The 17802-nt window shown below is 54.0% G+C and carries 17 protein-coding genes and 1 tRNA gene; 2 read left to right on the forward strand and 16 right to left on the reverse strand.

The window, feature by feature from the left end; all coding sequences use genetic code 11:
• Positions 1-23 precede the first annotated feature (23 nt).
• Positions 24-854, forward strand: coding sequence for a DUF3089 domain-containing protein (locus HY36_RS16415; RefSeq protein ID WP_035555163.1), 831 nt, complete (start codon positions 24-26; stop codon positions 852-854).
• Here the strand turns inward: HY36_RS16415 and maiA are convergent.
• The 11 genes from maiA to HY36_RS16470 all read right to left on the reverse strand — a co-directional run bounded on the left by maiA (position 851) and on the right by HY36_RS16470 (position 10944).
• Positions 851-1489, reverse strand: a complete 639-nt coding sequence (gene maiA / locus HY36_RS16420; protein ID WP_035555164.1) for a maleylacetoacetate isomerase — start codon at positions 1487-1489, stop codon at positions 851-853. The genes HY36_RS16415 and maiA overlap by 4 nt on opposite strands.
• Positions 1489-2811, reverse strand: coding sequence for an N-succinylarginine dihydrolase (locus HY36_RS16425; protein WP_035555165.1), 1323 nt, complete (start codon positions 2809-2811; stop codon positions 1489-1491). The genes maiA and HY36_RS16425 overlap by 1 nt, the downstream gene beginning before the upstream one ends.
• Positions 2812-2828: 17 nt before the next feature.
• On the reverse strand, positions 2829-4283 hold the full coding sequence (gene astD / locus HY36_RS16430) for a succinylglutamate-semialdehyde dehydrogenase (protein WP_035555168.1): 1455 nt from the start codon (positions 4281-4283) through the stop codon (positions 2829-2831).
• A 2-nt stretch (positions 4284-4285) separates the two neighbouring features.
• Positions 4286-5269, reverse strand: coding sequence for an arginine N-succinyltransferase (locus tag HY36_RS16435; RefSeq protein WP_241764250.1), 984 nt, complete (start codon positions 5267-5269; stop codon positions 4286-4288).
• 57 nt (positions 5270-5326) lie between these two features.
• Positions 5327-6577, reverse strand: coding sequence for a hydrolase (locus tag HY36_RS16440; protein ID WP_035555384.1), 1251 nt, complete (start codon positions 6575-6577; stop codon positions 5327-5329).
• 120 nt (positions 6578-6697) lie between these two features.
• The gene (locus HY36_RS16445) at positions 6698-7876 is read right to left on the reverse strand and encodes an OmpA family protein (protein ID WP_035555173.1); all 1179 of its coding nucleotides are present in this window, start codon (positions 7874-7876) and stop codon (positions 6698-6700) included.
• 252 nt (positions 7877-8128) lie between these two features.
• Positions 8129-8205 (reverse strand) — tRNA-His (locus HY36_RS16450).
• An 87-nt stretch (positions 8206-8292) separates the two neighbouring features.
• Positions 8293-8835 carry a transcription termination/antitermination protein NusG gene (gene nusG, locus HY36_RS16455; protein WP_035555176.1) on the reverse strand — a complete coding sequence of 181 codons (543 nt, stop codon included), beginning with the start codon at positions 8833-8835 and terminating at the stop codon, positions 8293-8295.
• A gap of 44 nt (positions 8836-8879) precedes the next feature.
• Positions 8880-9089: a preprotein translocase subunit SecE gene (gene secE, locus HY36_RS16460; protein WP_035555179.1), complete on the reverse strand. Its 210-nt coding sequence runs from the start codon at positions 9087-9089 to the stop codon at positions 8880-8882.
• Positions 9090-9212: 123 nt separating this feature from the next.
• Positions 9213-10097: an SMP-30/gluconolactonase/LRE family protein gene (locus HY36_RS16465; protein ID WP_051602902.1), complete on the reverse strand. Its 885-nt coding sequence runs from the start codon at positions 10095-10097 to the stop codon at positions 9213-9215.
• Positions 10098-10131: 34 nt separating this feature from the next.
• Complete coding sequence (locus HY36_RS16470) at positions 10132-10944, reverse strand: 2-dehydro-3-deoxygalactonokinase (protein ID WP_162176021.1); 813 nt, start codon at positions 10942-10944, stop codon at positions 10132-10134.
• A gap of 231 nt (positions 10945-11175) precedes the next feature.
• Between HY36_RS16470 and mazG the strand changes: the two genes are divergently transcribed.
• Positions 11176-11958 (forward strand): nucleoside triphosphate pyrophosphohydrolase, encoded by a 783-nt coding sequence (gene mazG, locus HY36_RS16475; protein WP_273279336.1) that lies wholly within the window; start codon positions 11176-11178, stop codon positions 11956-11958.
• Here mazG and hflX read toward each other — a convergent pair.
• The 5 genes from hflX to HY36_RS16500 all read right to left on the reverse strand — a co-directional run bounded on the left by hflX (position 11955) and on the right by HY36_RS16500 (position 17799).
• On the reverse strand, positions 11955-13259 hold the full coding sequence (gene hflX / locus HY36_RS16480) for a GTPase HflX (protein ID WP_035555188.1): 1305 nt from the start codon (positions 13257-13259) through the stop codon (positions 11955-11957). The two genes, mazG and hflX, sit on opposite strands and share 4 nt — an antisense overlap.
• An 18-nt stretch (positions 13260-13277) precedes the next feature.
• The gene (hfq, locus tag HY36_RS16485) at positions 13278-13526 is read right to left on the reverse strand and encodes an RNA chaperone Hfq (RefSeq protein ID WP_034812840.1); all 249 of its coding nucleotides are present in this window, start codon (positions 13524-13526) and stop codon (positions 13278-13280) included.
• Positions 13527-13605: 79 nt separating this feature from the next.
• Positions 13606-15012, reverse strand: coding sequence for a potassium transporter TrkG (locus tag HY36_RS16490; RefSeq protein WP_035555191.1), 1407 nt, complete (start codon positions 15010-15012; stop codon positions 13606-13608).
• Positions 15013-15015: 3 nt separating this feature from the next.
• Positions 15016-16389 (reverse strand): Trk system potassium transporter TrkA, encoded by a 1374-nt coding sequence (gene trkA / locus HY36_RS16495; protein WP_035555194.1) that lies wholly within the window; start codon positions 16387-16389, stop codon positions 15016-15018.
• A gap of 21 nt (positions 16390-16410) precedes the next feature.
• Positions 16411-17799 carry a sigma-54-dependent transcriptional regulator gene (locus HY36_RS16500; protein ID WP_035555197.1) on the reverse strand — a complete coding sequence of 463 codons (1389 nt, stop codon included), beginning with the start codon at positions 17797-17799 and terminating at the stop codon, positions 16411-16413.
• Positions 17800-17802 lie beyond the last annotated feature (3 nt).

Genomic DNA, 17802 nt, shown 5'->3' on the forward strand with positions numbered 1-17802 from the left:
CCAAATCCTGCCAGGAACCATAGATGAAACGTCTCACTGTATTGATCGCTCTTGCGGCAGTGCTCGCGATTGGTGCGGGGCCGTGGGTATGGAACACATTCATTTCGCCTCGCCCTCAACTTGAACTCGATCCGATGAAATATACCGAGGATTCAAGTTGGTCTGCCCTACCCGTTCAGGAGCCAGAGGCTGTGTGGTCAGGCGGCTGGGGCGTGGATGTTTTCCTAATCAGTGAAGACTCCGCGTTGAGTGGTACAACGCAAGTGGCGCTTCAAAAGAAGGAGCAGCGAGGTCGGCGCCAAGCACAATCTTTGAAATCGTCTTTTGAAAAGATCGGCGAAGTTTATGCTCCCCTTTATCGGGACGCCGCAGTTCACGACGACGTGACGCGCGCTTTCGAAACCTATTTGCGCCGAGACAATCGCGGAAGAGCCCTAATCATTGCGCATGATCGACCTGTGCCAGACGCCATTCTCGCCCGTCTTGAGCAGGACAGTTCTCTGCGAGGAAGATTTGGAGGCTTTTTGTCGATTTCCGACACAAAGGATGGAATTCCATCGCTGAGTACATCAGCGTCAGAATCAGGGAATTCCGACCCAACCCCCTACTGCAATGAGCGGCTAAACGACGTGACAAGCTGCCAGATCGTTGTGCCAGCGCACCGGGAAAAAGGATTATGGGTTCTCACAAGCGAAGGTGTGCCGGGTGGTGAGATCGTTGCCAGCTTTCCTGAATGGCTGGAGGCCAATGTAGGAAAGATGGCCGAACCTCTTGGAGACTTTGAGGAAGTCGAAATCGTAGATATCCGGCGCCCGGGCGAAACTGAGGAGAATAGCGCTGCGGACGAAAACTAGGCCGAAGGTTTGCTTGGCCTGGCCTTCTGAAAAGCTTCCAATTCCAGACACTGCTTTTCGACTGCCAGCAGTGCGGGGTAAGCCGTCAAATCCATGTCATACCTTCGCGCATTGTAAATTTGTGGCACGAGAGCGATTTCCGCTATAGTGGGACCATCCCCGAACAAAAAGGCGCCGGAAGTCTCCTGCGCGGCATACTTTTCCAACGCATCAAAGCCTCTTTCAATCCATTCATGATACCAGGCCTTAATCGCATCCCCATCTGCACCAAATCGAGTACGGAGCTCTTTCAATACGGATAGGTTGTTCAACGGATGTATATCGCATGCGATGGTATCGGCGAATGCTCTGGCCTCAAGCCTGTCAGTCGCATCTGACGGCAATAAAGACGGGCCAGAGAAGGTTTCTTCGATCCATTCAATTATAGCCATTGATTGCCCGAAAACGCGACCGTCTATTTCTATCGACGGAACGCGCATCTGAGGATTCTTGGTGCGGTACACCTCACCCATTTGTTCATCAGAACCCGGCGCAATATCAACTTGCACCGATTCAAAATCCATACCTTTCAAGTGAAGCGCAATTCGGACACGATAAGAGGCCGAGGAACGCCAGTAGTCATATAGACGGATCATCAGGCCAAGGCCTCCAAGTCCAACACTTCGAGCAATGCCTCTCTTGCCACACGGCATTCGTCGGCAAACTTTGGATCCGCCAAATCGCCTGGCGCTAAACTGTCTCGATAGGTTTTCCGCACAACTGCTTGCAATGCATCAATGGTGTCGTTGTCGAGAAGAACCCCTTGATGACACGCATCAATTTCGTCTTCCGTCATAACAACGCGCAGCCTCAGGCACGCTGGCCCTCCCCCATTACGCATGGATTGCCTGACGTCCGCGAACATCACCTTTCCGATGGGGCCATTTCCTTGGATAAGGGATTCGCAGTACCGGCGAGTAGAATCAATTTCCTCGGTCTCCGTCGGCGCGATCAGAACAAGCCTATCCTCCCCGGGCAGCTGCAGAAGCTGAGAGTTAAACAGATAGGCGCGTATGGCGTCCTCTATGGGAACGTCTGCTGAAGGAACCATGACTGGTTTGAGTTCAAACAGTCCATTGGACGCTTTGCGCACTTGCTCGAGTGTTCGGTTGGTGTCTTCAAAAGCGAGTTCATGAAAGAACAGTGTGTCTAGCGCGCCAACACAGACGACATCATTATGAAAAGCGCCTGCATCAATTGCTGCACGCGACTGACGCGCGAACACCGTTCGATCGAGATCAAGGGTATGTGCACGGGCGACACTTTCGCTCGCGAGCCTCGTCTGCCTTGCGGGGTAGCCCACAGTGCTCTCTCCGGCCTCTCTTCCATAGACAAACAGCTCAACACCAGCGCCGCCATGATCTGCACAAAGCCGAACATGATTTGCTGCGCCTTCATCTGAAAAGTCTGCATGCATGGGCAATGCGCCGTGCACGGAAAAATATGCATCATCAGAAAATATGGAAATGAGGGTCGCTGTCGTGTCGGGATGCTCCTGTGAACGATGTAACATCGTCGACAAATTTGCAGTGGTGAAGTGAAGTCGACCGTCAGTCGTATCAGGCGATGGTGAGACTGTGGCAGCATTCGCGGTCCACATACTGGAGGCCGAGTAAGCTGCCTTCAGAAGGCGTGGAGCAGTCTTCGCCGCACGCTCGATGATGTTCGAATCAGAACCTGAAAACCCCGCGGAAACAAGCAAGTCGAAATTTGGTCTTGGTAACGGAGGCAAGACGCCTTGAATGAGCCCGCTGTTGACCAGCATTCTCATCTTCTCAAGTCCCTGCAGTGCTGCTTCCCTTGGGTTCGCAATATCCCCCGCATTGGCGGCGCTGGCCAAATTCCCATCGGACAGCCCCCCATAGTTATGGGAGGGACCAATCAGGCCGTCAAAGTTCACCTCATGCGCCACAATCATCACTCCAAGTTTGAGTTCTACTTTGGAAAACCCTGAGCTGTCATTCGCTCTGCTTTCGGAGCTACCTGGCTGGCCTGCGGCCATGCGCTGTAATCGGCAGCATAGTATGCTCCAGGCCGAAAGTTTCCAGACAAGCCGGGCCCGCCGAATGGCATGGCGCCACTGGCACCAGCGGTGGGGCGATTTCGATTCAATATGCCTGCGCGCATTTCATTGTGCGCCTTGTCCCAAAGCGCGTCATCGTCACTCACCACCCCCCCCGACAATCCATAGCGTGTCGCATTGGCTCTCTGAATGGCGGTGTTGAAGTCAGGAACGCGGATGATTTGCATCAGTGGGCCAAACAACTCTTCATCCGGTATATCGGATGCATTTGTCACGTCCATGACCCCTGCGGTGACAAAGCCACCTCCGCGGTCCATTCGTTTGAGACGGCGCAAACTTTTACCGCCTAGTTTTGAAATCATGGTTTGAAACTCGATCGCGTTGGTTGCCGCTTGCTCCGAAACAAGCGGCCCCATGAAGATATTTTCTTCATTCCACGCACCAATTCTCAGCGCTTTGGCTCTTGCGACAATAGCCTCAATGACAGCATCCCCAAAGCTGCCCTCCGGCAAGATTACCCTGCGCGCGCATGAACAGCGCTGTCCTGTCGTGAGAAAAGCAGACTGCGCGGCTATATCAGCAGCCGCCTCCACATCTGCTGGCTCCCAGATGATCAAGGGATTATTCCCCCCCATTTCCAGCGCAAGTATCACTTCCGGGCGCCCAGCAAAATGCTTGTGGAAGAACACGCCGGTATTGGCAGAACCGGTAAATAACACTCCGTTTATGTTGGACTGAAGAAGAGCCGCACCCGTATCTCTGCCCCCATGAACAATGTTCATCACTCCGGGCGGCAAGCCTGCTGCGTCGAAGGCATCTGCCATAATAGAGGCTACGCCGGGAGCCAGTTCGGAAGGTTTGAACACACACACATTTCCTGCCAGCAGCGCAGGAACAATGTGACCATTCGGAAGATGACCCGGAAAATTGAATGGACCGTAGACCGCCATCACTCCGTGAGGTCTATGTGTTAGATGCATTGATCCGAAAGCTGCATCCAGATCTTTGGTTCCAGCCCGTTCGTTCTGAGCCTTTATGGATACCGCAACTTTGCCGACCATTGTAGCAGCCTCGGCGCGCGATTCCCAAAGCGCCTTGCCCATATCCCGGCTGATTGCTTCTGCTATCTGGTCAGAGCGCGTCTCGAGTTCGCTGGCGTAGGCCTGCAGTATTCTGGTGCGCTCATTCTGCGGCACTCGAGACCAGCCGGCAAAAGCTACCTGAGCACTTTCGACGGCATCCTCTACGTCTTGTTTGTCAGCAGACGCACTGTCCCAAACGACATCCCCCGTCGCTGGGCAATAGTTTTGAAAGGGCAAACCATTGCCGGTGCGCCATTGTCCGTCAACAAGAACAGAATCTCTCATAATTAGCTCCTTACCCATACGCGGACGGTAGCTCCTGGCTTCAACTGCAGGCGATCAAACACGTCCTGGCTTGTCATCGCAGTATCTTGATCTCTCAACAGAATTTGCGCCTGGCTCACCCGGAAATCTGACAATACGTCGGTTGAAATCAGTCCTTGCGAAAACTCGGTGTTTGACGCGTCATCAACGAGTTGGAGTTTTACGCGTTTGCTCTCGCGGATGGTGCGAAGGTGGCGTCTCTGCACCGCGACAAGTGGTCCGCCATCAAAAATGTCGACCGTTCTATCGAACTCGAACCCTTCCCATTGCAGGAGCTTGTACGCACCTACACCATCAGAATGGCATCGTCCGATCACTTCTCGAGCCTCAGGTGGCAGAAGATCAACGTAAATCGGATACTTCGGCATCAAGTCGCAGATAAACTGATTGTCGGTTGTTGCCGACAGCTTGTCGGCTTCGTCAAAGTCCATCCGGAAAAAGTGGCGACCAAGGCACTCCCAAAATGGTGACACACCCTTCTGATCAATCACTCCGCGAAGTTCAGCCAAAACCTTTTCGCCAAACCGGTCCGGATCAGTCGCCATAAGAAGATAGCGTGATTGGGCGGCAAGTCGTCCCGCTCCCCCTCCGCGATGGTTGGCTTTAAGAAAAAGCGTTCCAACTTCTGTGTACCCAACGTACTCGTTGGTAAGAACCAACGCGTCCATGTCGAACCGCATGTTGCCAGCAGCGTGGCTCGCCTGAGATAATGTAATAATACGATAATTGAAGAATGGGTGATCTATCCCCGTACCCGCTTTGACCGCAGAACAGCCAACGACTTCCCCCGTCGACGTGTCCTCCATCATAAGCAGGTATTTGCCATACTCGATCCGTTCAAGTTGACCGCGAAACGCCTTTTCCGATTTCTCCAGGCGCTCTCTCAATATTTCTTCATCAACCGGCAAGCTAGTGAAACCGGCGCCAGATAATTCAGCGAGCTCCATCAACGCGGGAAAATCATCCAGTCGAGACGGTCGCATGATGTAAGGGCCGGACATATTCTATTGCCCCATCAAGGACTTGATATTGCGGGCGTCCATTCGGCCATCCGCCAATCTATTTAGGAGCAACGCTGACAGGGTGGCACGCTCCGAAAAGCTTTCTGTAATGACGAATTCTTCATTGGAATGAATCCGTCCACCGCGCACTCCGAGTGTGTCGACATTCGGAACACCTGCGGCGAAGATATTGTTTCCTTCACATACGCCGCCCGTGTCCACAAATTCCAGATCCAAACCAATCGCCTGCCCGGTTGCGTGCACCGCATCAAACAATGCCTGCTGTGCAGCGTTTCGTGGCTTGGGTGGACGGTAAAACCCGCCATGCATATGGCCGTGGATGCCGTCGCGAGAAGCCGCCCGGTCGTAAAGCTTGCGGATCTCTTCCGTGGCCCAAGCAGCGCTTTCAGCGTCGGGTGCGCGCGCGCCAAACCTCACAATTGCCAGATCGGGTACTATGTTTACTGCTGACCCGCCGTCTATTGAGCCAACATTTACGGTGACGCCATCCCGCTTACCGTTTAACGCCTCAAGGCCTAGAACAAGCTCGGCGGCAGCTTCGATCGCGCTCCGCCCCTCATCCTTGGCTCGCCCGGCATGAGCAGCTTTCCCGTGCAGCACGATGTCGAATACAGCGGAGCCTTTCCGGCCACCTGACATTGCACCTGTCTCCATGGCCGGCTCGTATGTCATTCCGATCATCGCGCCGGACTGGGCTGCACGAGTCAGATATTCTGCGCTGGCAAAGTTCCCTATCTCTTCGTCTGGCGTAAGGACAATCTGATAACCTAGACGATCCCGAAGTGGTCCGGCTTCAAAAGTCTTCAGCGCCTCGAGCATGACACAAAGGCCACCCTTCATGTCAGCAAGCCCAGGACCGTTGAGGCGTCCGTCGCCGATATCCGTCACACCCTCAAAAGTTCCCTTCGGGAAGACGGTGTCATAATGACCCGAGAGGATAATCTGAACCGCTGCCCGAGGTCGTCCAGTGACCAGAATCACCGGCCCCGTCTGTTGAATCTCGGTTTTGCCGGAATCTGTAACAGCCTCGAAGCCATTCGTCTGGATCAATTCGACGTCAGCTTGCAGCTCAGAAAATGCATCTGCGAGAACCGGAGCAAATTGCTTCAGTCCCTCAGTGTTCCAGCTGCCTGTATTGATATCCGACCACTCGCAAGTGCGATTGATCATGTCCTGACTGACACTGGCGAGACGCTCACGCGCCGCCTCATCGTCTCGGCTAAGAGTGTTCATTGTATCCATAGTTCCCTTGGTTTCACAGGAAACTAGAGTGGGCAAGAGCTCTGAACACGCTCGCAAACAAAAACGGCCCGGCAGATATCGCCGGGCCGTCTTCAAGCATATGGTCAGCAATTACTGAACAGTGATCACAACTTCCGAACGGCGGTTCAGAGGCTCACGAACACCGTCGCGTGTCGCTTTGGCCAGATCCGTTTCACCTTTTGCTTCCTCGGTGATGATTGAGGAATCAATGCCACGGGATGCAAGAGCGCTGGCAACGACGTTTGCGCGACGCTGAGACAGACGCTGGTTGTAGGCACTCGCACCGGAAGTATCGGTGTGGCCAGCAATAGATACCGTGTTCGGAGCACAACCTGCTTCGCCATTGATGTTGGCAACAGCCTGATCAATCACAGCAGCAGCCTGGCTGGTGAGGTCCGCGCGATCCCACTCGAAGTACACCACGAATTCCTGGTTGAGGCTTGAGCACACAACTTCCGGAGCATCCGTCGTCGTCGTTGGAGGTGGCGGCGGAGGTGGTGGTGGTGGCGGCGGCGGTGGCGGAGGTGGCGGAGGAGGCGGCGGCGGCGGAGGCGGTGGCGGCGGAGGCGTCGCACCGAAGTTCAGCCGCAGACCGACTGTCGCCAGATGAGCTGTGTAGTCAGCGTCATAGTTCGTGCCACCGTTGTAGCCACCGAATTCGAGGTCTTCGGCAACTTTGTAGCGGTAGCCAAGGTCAAGCGTCAGCTTTTCGGAAACTTTGTAACCGAGCCCCAGCAGGCCCTGGTAAGCAAAGCCAGTGTCGCTATCACCAAAGCCGTTCGCAGCGGAAACATCCGTACCGTTTGTGAAAACGAGGTTGTTCGCCTTGGCGTTTGCGCGAAGGACACCAACACCCAAACCAACGTATGGCTGGAGCGCACCCTCACGGTTGAAATCGTAAATACCATTGAACATCAGTTCCATGGTCTGCAGGTTGCCTGCAGCAGCTGGGAAAGCACCAGCTGGCGCACCATTGTAAGATGCAGCCGGAACGCTGAGCTCGGCATCGCCGTAACCGCCCACGCCTTCGAGGCGGAAGCCGTTGTCAAAGCCATAACCCAAACCCAGGTCGAAACCGATCATGTCATCTGGATCGGATTCGCCACCCATGGTGCCGATCACGTCCTGTTCAGCAGGATCGTGGTCAAGCTTACCATCGAAACCGTAAGTCGCGTCGGCGCGGGCGTACCACCCGTCCTCAGCGTGGGCAACAAAGCCAGCAGACGCAAATGCGGCCGCGGCTGTCGCGCACATAAGAGTTTTCTTCATACTCAATCCCCTTTTGTGTGCCGAATGACGGGATTGTCCTCGGCCGCAGGTTCATACGGGTCAAAACCCGAATGGTTCCTGAATAAACATATTTAGCCTGTACGGCGAGCCCTATTAAGGACGACGTGCATTTCAATCACGCCATTTTTATTCACCGCTGCTCATTTGCAACATATTATTGCGCGGATGTCACAAATATTTGAGAGAATTTTCCTCGGGATAACAACGCGCCCTGCAGTGGATGGAGGAAAATGGTACCGCCTCCCCGGTTCGAACGGGGGACCTCTAGATCCACAATCTAGCGCTCTAACCGACTGAGCTAAGGCGGCACGATGAGCGGGAAATACCGCTCAATTTGCTAGGTTTCAAGCGAAACCCGGAAGACCAACTGCGCTTCCCATGATTCGAACTCGAAATCAGAGTTTGGCGACCTGTTCGAATTCCAGATCGACTGGTGTTCCGCGACCAAAAATGGAAACGGTAACTTTCAGACGACCATTCTCTTCATCGATCTCTTCGACCGAGCCTTCAAAGCCTTGGAATGGGCCATCATTGACCTGAACCTGCTCACCAATTTCGAAGGAAATCTGTGGGCGAGGACGTTCTGCAGCCGAATCGGTGGACGTGCCGAGAATCCGATCAACTTCCTTTTGGCGCACTGGAAGCGGTTTCTTGCCACCCTCTGCGCCCAGGAACCCAGAAACTTTCGGCGTATCTTTGACGAGGTGGTAGACATCATCCGTCATCACAGCCTTCATCAACACATATCCAGGGAAGTACCGACGTTCGACGGTTTTCTTTTTGCCGCGAGCGACTTCAACGACTTCTTCGGTCGGCACCTGCATATCTTCAATGAGGTCTGCCAGTCCCTTCCGCTCAGCCTGCTCGAGAATTGTCGATGCGACCTTCTTCTCGAAGTTGGAATAAGCGTGGACGATGTACCATTTGGCTTCAGCCATGAGGCCTGCGCGCTCCTTAGTAATTGTTTGACGAACCGCCTGACTCAGAGGCCCGTGATCGCCTTTACGACGAGATTAATGACGAAATCCGCAAAGAATAGGAAAAGCGCAATCAGAATAGACATAATCACGACGAAAATTGTCGCTTGGATGGTTTCTTGACGGGACGTCCACGTCACCTTGTTCCCTTCGGCACGAACCTGCCGAAAGAAGGTAATGGGTCCTACGCGTTTCTTTTTCGCTTTATCGGCCATTCCGACTCTCTCTTGAAAAGCGGGGAGTTAGCGGTTTTGGGCCGCCACGTCCACGGTTAAGTGCACTCTAGGTTTCGTCAAGCGTAGGTGGGAACTGTTATGAATCCCGCAAGTGGGCACTTCTCACTCCCTTGCCTTGCCGAATTCTCTGGGTGGCAGTCCCGGGACATCCACTCGAACGGCGAATAGACTGCCCGACAATGGCCGCGAATCAAGTTGCGGAAACGACATGCCCGCACGTGCTGTCGTGATGAAAAGCGTTTTCAAATCCTCATCACCAAACGTCAGGCTTGTAGGACGCGGCGCTGCCAAGGTGATCGTTCGGTCAATCTCCCCATCTGGGGTTAGGCGAACAATCCGAGAGGCATCCCATAGACACGTCCAAAGACACCCTTCTGAATCGACAGCTGACCCGTCAGGATAGCCTGATAACTCAAACGTGTTTGCCAGCACCTTCCGATCGGTGACCTTCCCGGTCCCTATTTCATGCTGGAATGAAAGAACTTCCTGCTCCACCGAATCACACGTGTAGAAAACGGATCCATCAGGTGAAAACTGGAAGGTATTGGTGATCATCACTGAGGGTAGTCTCAGGGGCTCAAGTTTCCCATCAGATGTGTATCTGTAGTAATTGCCCTGAGCCACCTTTTGAGCATCGTCCATTGTTCCGAACCAGAAAGATCCATCTGGCGCGATACCGCCATCATTCGTTCGATTGGAGATGGGCTCGGCATCAAGTGTTCGCAGGCGCTCATAGGCTTCGGTAGCCGGGTCATAGATGCCAATTTCCCGCTCACCCGCCATCAGAATGTTGCCGTCGAAGAGTGCAAGCGTACTCGCCCGAATGGGCAAATCGTAACGACGGGTGTTTCCCGTCCGCGGATTGTAGCGATGCAGTTTTGCCCTTTTGATGTCCACCCACCAAAGAAATCCTTCAGAGGGGCTCCACAACGGTCCTTCGCCGAGCGTACAGCCCGTTGGCGCAACACATTCCGGCGTCATGAACATGCTAGAACAACCTCGATACAATAGATCAGTTCATTCAGGGATGAATCGATTCGTTTGACAACAAATCAGCAATCTCGGCAATTTCCCACAGCGCGTCGCTCATGCAGTCTTTCGCTGAATACTCCAAGACGTCAGCTCCGAATGCGTCCAGAGCCAAACCGTACATTTCCAGGCGCGTCTCGTCGGCTATGAGGATGACATCATCGCCTGGGTCGTAATGTGCGGCAATGTCTGCGCCTATCAGCAGTGCATTCAGCGCGCATTCGAAGTGTTCCGGGGCAAGTTGTCCTGTTCGGATTGCCGCACTCGCCGCAAGGGTGGAAACTGTGTTGTCAGTATTTAGAGACCGTTCGACCCAATCAACAAAAACACGTTCTGAAAAGAGTTGGGGCGGTAGCCTCTCCGTTTGTTCCCGCTCTTTCCGCAACAGCGCCGACAAATAGTCAGCAGTAGGCTCAGAGGACACGTCGGTGACACGCCCTGCTTCCAAGGTGAAATGAGCCGTGATTGCTAGCGGCGCACAAATCAAACCATTTGACTGCTCAATACCAAAAAGCAGACTTTCGAGACCTTCGGCATATCCGGGTGGGTTACTCTGTATCAGGCTTGGCACAAGCAACACATCCATATTGCTGACGAGGTGTCGCCGAATGTCGTCAAGTACAAAAGGAACACGCGGAGTGCTCGTCGAGACACGCCCCCCCATTGCGCCACAAACGACCATCTTGCTCTCTTGAGATTGGGCAATAAGCCAATCGCCCAAGGCCCGTTTCAGATGGCACACATTGTCCAAAGCGTCGTTCGTGAGGTGCGCCTCTACGGCGATGTACGCCTGCACTTCACCCACATCATCGTAGGACCAAGCATGTGCGCGATTCCCGTCCACAAAGACGCCAATGAGCGAGGGAGAACTCATACTGTGCTCATTGGCCGAAATGGGGCGTCAGATTCTCATGCATGAACTCACGTCGCGTGACTTAGAGGTGTTGTCAATCGAACGGTCGATTTGAGCGGTGAACCCGTTTACTGGGAAACCATGACTGATCATGGAAATTCACAATCATCTCCAGCGGACGCGATGCTTCGATTACTGGAAATTATGGCGCAACTGAGAAACCCGGAATCCGGATGCCCTTGGGATATCGAACAGAACTTTTCCACCATCGCGCCCTACACAATTGAGGAAGCTTACGAGGTAGCTGATGCAATTGATCGAAATGACATGCGCGATCTCAAAGAAGAATTGGGCGACTTGTTGTTTCAAGTCGTCTTCCATAGCCAGATGGCTCAGGAAACGGGTGAATTCGAATTTGAAGATGTCGTCGCAGCTATAAACTCGAAAATGATCCGTCGACACCCTCACGTGTTTGGCCCAGAGGGGGGCCGCTCAGCAGAACAGCAAGTCGTTGCCTGGGAGGTTATCAAAGCCCAAGAACGAGCCGGCAAGTCTCAGCCGGAGGGCACGCCCAGCGCGCTCGACGGAGTAGCTCTGGCACTACCCTCTCTGTTGCGAGCAGAAAAGCTACAGAAGCGAGCAGCACGGGTAGGTTTTGACTGGACTGACGCACAGCAGATCTTCGACAAGCTTGATGAAGAGGCAGACGAGGTTCGTGAAGCCATCGATATCGGAGATGCGGACAAGATTGAGGATGAGGTTGGTGATTTGTTGTTCGTAACAGCAAATCTGAGCCGACGCCTCGATGTTGATCCAGAGCAGGCCTTGAGGCGCGCAAATGCCAAGTTTGAACGACGTTTCCGGGCGATGGAGGCATTGGCGGAATCAGAAGGCACGCGCTTCGCCGACCTCGAGATCGATGAACAGGAAGCGCTTTGGCAGCGTGTCAAAAAGGCCGAACGCTAATCCGGCTTGAGGCCTGGAAAATGCGCGTAGAACTGTCCCAGTCGGTCATTTGCAAGACGAACAGACATGGCGACATTACCCGTCTCAAGAGCGCTTTCAGATATTACTTCGCCATTTTGGTGCAACCATGCCCGAGCGCGTCCATCCTGTGCGCCAAGAACGAGCTGAATCTCGGAGGCGCCCTTGAGAAGAACCGCCTCGATCAGATCCAGCAATTCTTCGACACCTCGGCCAGTCAATGCTGACACCAGAACCGCCGGAGTTTCGACCGTCCCCCGCGCAGCGAATGAAAGCGCGTCGGCTTTATCGTCTGTCAAAAGATCTGCCTTGTTCCAGACCTCAATCATGGGAGGCAAAGGCAGCCCTGTTTCCTTTTCCAACTGATCAAGCACAATCATGACATCTTCAGCCTGATCGACATCAGACGGGCTCGACCGATCACGAACATGAACCAGAAGATCTGCCTGCATGGCTTCTTCAAGTGTCGCCTGAAAGCTGTCGATCAAATGGGTGGGAAGATCAGTAATGAATCCGACCGTGTCAATCAGCGCCGCCTCCCCCAAAGTCGGCAGATCAAACCTGCGAATAGTCGGATCGAGCGTCGCGAAAGGCATGTCCCGCGCGAAGACGTTGGCACCCGAAATTCGGTTAAAAAGCGTCGACTTGCCGGCATTCGTGTACCCCACCAATGCGATGACCGGCTTGCCACTTCTCTTGCGTCCAGATCTCTGCACGGCGCGGGTTCGCTTCACATCATCCAGATCGCGCCTTAGCCGCAAGATCTTGTCGTCCAGCATTCGGCGGTCTGCTTCCAGCTGACTTTCACCGGGACCCGACAAGAACCCTCCACCACCGCGCTGGCGTTCAAGGTGCGTCCAGGTTCTTACAAGTCTTGACCGCTCGTATAGCAGACGAGCCAATTCGACCTGCAAGCGCCCTTCTTTGGTGCGCGCCCGCAATCCAAAAATTTCAAGGATCAGACCCGTCCGGTCGATGACTTTAACTTCCAGCTTGCGCTCCAGATTGCGCTGCTGAACGGGCGTGAGGTCGCCGTCGATCACCGCAATGGTGCAATCATTCTGTTTCAGGTCGTCAGCCAGACGCTCAAGAATGCCGCCCGAAAGCAGTACAGACGAGTTAACTTTCCTAACATGCTCTGCCCGCAGGAATGCCAAATCACAGCCCAGCGCCTCGACGAGACCCGATGTCTCCTCCAGCCTGTCTTCGGTTGGCCTATTGGCAGGTGTGAACCACGGGATGATCGCACCGGCCACTTCAGGCGCCGGCGTTCGGTCGATCATCTTATCAGTCAAAGCGGTTTAGTCCGCATCCATTTCCTCATCGAACAATTGTACCGGAGCGCTCGGAGCAATTGTGGAAATGGCGTGTTTGTACACAAGTTGTGGTGGCCGCCCGTCACCGCGCAGAAGCACACAGAAATTGTCGAACCACGTCACAACACCCTGCAGTTTGACACCATTGACGAGAAACACGGTCAGAGGCGTACGTGATTTGCGGACGGCGTTGAGAAAAGTATCTTGCAAGTTCTGTTTTTTGTCGGCGGACATGACGGAAATCCAATCTGGCCTGTTCTTGTTATGTGTCGCGCTAACGGGATTACTGCGCAAGTGCAAGTGCGAACAACTGTTAACCCCGCCAAAAGCTGAGGGAAAGCGCTGGAATCAGGGCCAGAACCTCCAAACGCCCTAAAATCATGGTAAAAATGGTTAAAGCCTGCGCAGGTCCAGACAGATCCATGGGGTAGCTCCCAAGGACAGCCGCAGAGTTCGTCAGGCTTCCTATGGCGAGGCGAATTGATGGCACAAATTCCTCGCCCATGAACGAATAGGCCGCCATGGTGAGGAAAATCGCCAAGATGTATCCAATCAAGTACACCCAAACACCGATGACGCTTCTTTCGTTGAGTTCCCTGTCTCGAAATGTGAAGCGCAAAATGGATCGACGGTAGCCAAGCTGTCTGAACTCCTGTCCTGCTCGCCTTGCCAGCACGATAAAACGTGCAAGCTTGACGCCGCCCGCAGCCGACAGCGCAGAGCCTCCAATCAGCGCTGGCAAGACCAGGACTGGTAGTGGAATGCGATTGTAGTCGGCCGGGTCAGACAAGGACAAACCGGACGTCGATAGCGCGGACAGCGCCCAGGAGAGCCCTTCCGTGACGTTCAGGTCTGAGGCCAGTGCAAAACAAATGAAAACGATGAGCAATCCCACGAACAAGGAAACTTCGGGATCGGAAATGGCTTTGAAGGGTTTTCCATCGCGCAAAGGTAACCACAGGGCGAGGCCCATGGCCCCCGCAAACAATCCCACGCCCAAGATAATGGATGGCCCGGTATCAAGAGGTGCGCGCATAACTCCCTGAGGATGCACAAGACCCGTGGTCAGAGCGCTAATCGCGTCGCCCAAGGCCCGCTCTGCTGGAACACCCATGAAAACGAGTCCTGAAAACAATAGCAGGATCGAAACAATCATGAGCATGGCAACCATGCGAACGACGCGTGGAACTGCATCAAAAAAGCTTGTTTCAGGAACCGTAAACAAGACGGTTCGGTGAATTCCTGGCCCACCAAGATTAAGTGCAGCCAGCACACTGGCCGCCGCAACGACCGTCGCCAAACCGCCTAACAAATGCAGCATGCCCCGCCAAACAACCAGACTGATTGGCCACTGATTATCCTGCACCGAAATCACGGATTGTCCGGTGGTGGTCAAGCAGGCCGTTGCCTCGTGAATGGCGCTGATGACGCTGTCGTTTTGAACCCCCAGAATAAAGGGCAAGCACGTAGCAACGGGTGTGATGAACCACCACAAGATAACTGTTGCCAGTGCATCTGAGGGCCTCGCCTTGCGTTCAGGCTTCGGCGTTAGAAGCAGTACGCTGCTCGCCAAGACAATGATTGCCAATGCCATTGTACCAAAGGCAAAGATCTGACTCGTTTCCCTTGCGGCGATTGCCATGAACATGGCGGGAATCGCTGCAACCACAACGACAATCAATAGTAACGCCAGAACCCGAACGACCGATGCGTAGTTCATGACCTAGAAGAAGTCCGGGCTGACCCGGAAATACTTCTCAACCTTCCTGACCATCTCTTCTTCATAGAAGATTATCAATTGATCCTCTGCCTGAACAATAACATCGGGCCCGGCGATCAAAACCTCCTTGCCACGAATAATTGCGGCTGCCGTCATGCCTTCGGGCAGATCATCATAGCCCAGTGGCTTGCCGATCAATGAGGACGACTCAAGTGTAATGCCTTCAGCGACTTCTGCCTTCCCGTCTTCAATCGACTGAAGCCCCAAGATACGGCCGCGTCGCATCCGCAAAAGGATTTGAGATACGGTCAGCGCCCTTGGGTCCAGAACAGCATCAACACGAAGGTCTCTTGCCAAACCGGCGAGTTCTGTAGCGTTTACAAGCGCCAAAGTTCTCTTCGCACCTGCTCGCTTGGCCAAATTTGATATCAACAAATTCGCTTTGTCGTCGTTTGTGATCGCCACAACGAAGTCTGCCTTTGGAGCCCCGGCTTCGGCCAGAATGTCCGGGTTCAGGCCGTCCCCCTGAATGACGATCGTCCGCCTCACTGCCGCGACAACGTCGTTGGCGCGCTTCGCATTGTGTTCGATCAAGCGTACGCGGTTCTTCGCTTCCTGTTCCAGCGTTGTAGCGACGTAGAGACCGACATTGCCCCCGCCAACGATAACAACATGCCCAGACTGTTCGGAATCCCGGTTGAAGATGGATGTAAGCCGCTCGGCATGTTCATCCAGCACCGCAATGTAAGCGCGGTCTCCTGGCTTCAACACGTCATTTGATCTGGGGGCCCTGACAGAATCTTTCCGACCGATGCCGACAATTCGGGCGGACAAGTCTGGAAACAATCCCCGGAGCTGATCGACCGGTGTATCCAGAAGTGGATTACTGTCCTCAACCTCAAGACCGATAAGCCGAACGCGTCCCTTCCCGAACGTCGCGCTCATAACGGCGCCAGGCGTTCTGAAGCGCTGAAGAATGGCCTCACCAACTTCCATTTCAGGCGAGATCACCATGTCTATGGGCAGGCCTTCGCGCGAGAATACGTTCTTCCACGCCGGGTCTATGTAGGATTGCTCCCGCACCCGAGCAATCTTGTAAGGTACCGAGAACAGGGTGTGGGCAATCTGGCAGATGACCATGTTGATCTCGTCAAAATGGGTCACTGCGATGATCATTTCGCAGTCCGCCGCGCCGGCTTTCTTGAGGACATCCGGGTGAGCCGCATGACCTGTGACACCACGAACATCCAGATCCGTCGAAACCTGATCGACGAGGTCGGGATTTTCATCAATGATGGTAATATCGTGCTTTTCGCGTGCGAGGCGGCGCGCGATTCCGTGCCCCACGCGCCCCGCGCCGCATATCAGAACATGCATGTCTACAGCCCTTTGACGGCCCTAACCGTCCTGACGAGTAAGATTGGAGTTAACGCCTAAAGCCTTTAATTTTCTATGCAAGGCGGAGCGTTCCATTCCGATAAATTCAGCCGTCCGCGAAATGTTTCCGTTAAATCGCGTGATCTGAAGCGCGAGATACTCTCGCTCAAACTGCTCGCGAGCATCTCTTAGCGACAATCCAACCAATTCAGCAGAGCCACTTTTACCCGTATTTCCCGGCACGACCGATGTCTCACGCGGCAATTCATCGACGCTGACCGGGCGACTTGCGTCTGACGGAGAAAGGATGAGGATGCGCTCAACGACATTTCGAAGCTGCCGGATGTTGCCCGGCCAATCCATTGATTGAAGCACGGCCATGGCTTCATCCGAAAATGCTCTCGGTGTTAGTCCAGATGAATCGGCAATTCGGTTGGTGAAATAGTCCACCAGGTCGCGAATATCATCGCGGCGTTCGGCGAGAGACGGAACGCGCAAGGGAACCACGCTCAACCTGTAGAACAGGTCTTCACGAAAGCGGCCTTCTGCAATTTCCTGACGGATATCCTTTGTTGAAGCCGACATGACGCGCACATCGACACTGACGTCCGATTTGCCCCCTACTCGCTGAAAACGTTGTTCAGTCAGAACGCGCAGAATTTTGTTCTGTGTGCCGAGTGGCATGTCAGCCACTTCGTCCAGAAGAAGTGTGCCGTTATGAGCTTTCTCGAACAAACCAATACGGGTCGTGCGGCCTTGAGAATCTTCCTCCCCAAACAATGCGCCTTCCATTTGCTCCGGCGCAATCGTGGCGGCGTTCACAACTACGAATGGGCCGTCAGACCTCTGAGAATTTCGGTGTATCAGTCGGGCGGCGAGTTCTTTGCCGGAACCGGCTGGGCCCGTTATCATGACCCGTGAGTTTGTCGGTGCCACCTTGTCGATCGAAGCGCGCAAAGTCCCGGCTGCCTGGCTTTCACCTATCCACTGCTCATTGTCCCCCGCCCTGTTCTTCAGGGCAGCATTTTCATATTTCAGAGCTGCAGATTCGATCGCCCGCTCGATCATATGAAGCAACCGATCGGTCTTGAAAGGCTTCTCAATGAAATCATAAGCGCCGCGCCGGATAGCTGCGACCGCTGTCTCAATATTGCCGTGTCCGCTAATAACGATCACCGGCAAAATGGGGTCGATAGATTTCAGGTACTTCAACAGCGACAGACCGTCCATCCCACTTCCCTGAAGCCAAACGTCGAGGATAACCAGACGAGGTGTTCGTGCACGAACTTCTTCCAATGCGCGTTCAGCCGTGTCAGCTGTTCTGGCGGAATATCCCTCATCTCCGAGAACGCCAGCAATCAGCTCTCGGATATCAGGTTCGTCGTCTACCACTAGAATGTCAAATGCCATCTG

It is taken from the genome of Hyphomonas atlantica corrig., from assembly GCF_000682715.1.
Classification (GTDB): domain Bacteria; phylum Pseudomonadota; class Alphaproteobacteria; order Caulobacterales; family Hyphomonadaceae; genus Hyphomonas; species Hyphomonas atlantica.

Bases quoted from the DNA above. Each gene is read 5' to 3' on its own strand.
- mazG (WP_273279336.1), top strand. From the start codon at position 11,176: ATGCTTCGATTACTGGAAATTATGGCGCAACTGAGAAACCCGGAATCC.
- secE (WP_035555179.1), bottom strand. From the start codon at position 9,089: ATGGCCGATAAAGCGAAAAAGAAACGCGTAGGACCCATTACCTTCTTT.
- hflX (WP_035555188.1), bottom strand. From the start codon at position 13,259: ATGATCGACCGAACGCCGGCGCCTGAAGTGGCCGGTGCGATCATCCCG.
- HY36_RS16490 (WP_035555191.1), bottom strand. From the start codon at position 15,012: ATGAACTACGCATCGGTCGTTCGGGTTCTGGCGTTACTATTGATTGTC.
- HY36_RS16445 (WP_035555173.1), bottom strand. From the start codon at position 7,876: ATGAAGAAAACTCTTATGTGCGCGACAGCCGCGGCCGCATTTGCGTCT.
- HY36_RS16440 (WP_035555384.1), bottom strand. From the start codon at position 6,577: ATGAACACTCTTAGCCGAGACGATGAGGCGGCGCGTGAGCGTCTCGCC.
- HY36_RS16465 (WP_051602902.1), bottom strand. From the start codon at position 10,097: ATGTTCATGACGCCGGAATGTGTTGCGCCAACGGGCTGTACGCTCGGC.
- HY36_RS16415 (WP_035555163.1), top strand. From the start codon at position 24: ATGAAACGTCTCACTGTATTGATCGCTCTTGCGGCAGTGCTCGCGATT.
- hfq (WP_034812840.1), bottom strand. From the start codon at position 13,526: ATGTCCGCCGACAAAAAACAGAACTTGCAAGATACTTTTCTCAACGCC.
- HY36_RS16435 (WP_241764250.1), bottom strand. From the start codon at position 5,269: ATGGAGCTCGCTGAATTATCTGGCGCCGGTTTCACTAGCTTGCCGGTT.
- maiA (WP_035555164.1), bottom strand. From the start codon at position 1,489: ATGATCCGTCTATATGACTACTGGCGTTCCTCGGCCTCTTATCGTGTC.
- HY36_RS16500 (WP_035555197.1), bottom strand. From the start codon at position 17,799: ATGGCATTTGACATTCTAGTGGTAGACGACGAACCTGATATCCGAGAG.
- HY36_RS16425 (WP_035555165.1), bottom strand. From the start codon at position 2,811: ATGATTGTGGCGCATGAGGTGAACTTTGACGGCCTGATTGGTCCCTCC.
- nusG (WP_035555176.1), bottom strand. From the start codon at position 8,835: ATGGCTGAAGCCAAATGGTACATCGTCCACGCTTATTCCAACTTCGAG.
- trkA (WP_035555194.1), bottom strand. From the start codon at position 16,389: ATGCATGTTCTGATATGCGGCGCGGGGCGCGTGGGGCACGGAATCGCG.
- astD (WP_035555168.1), bottom strand. From the start codon at position 4,283: ATGAGAGATTCTGTTCTTGTTGACGGACAATGGCGCACCGGCAATGGT.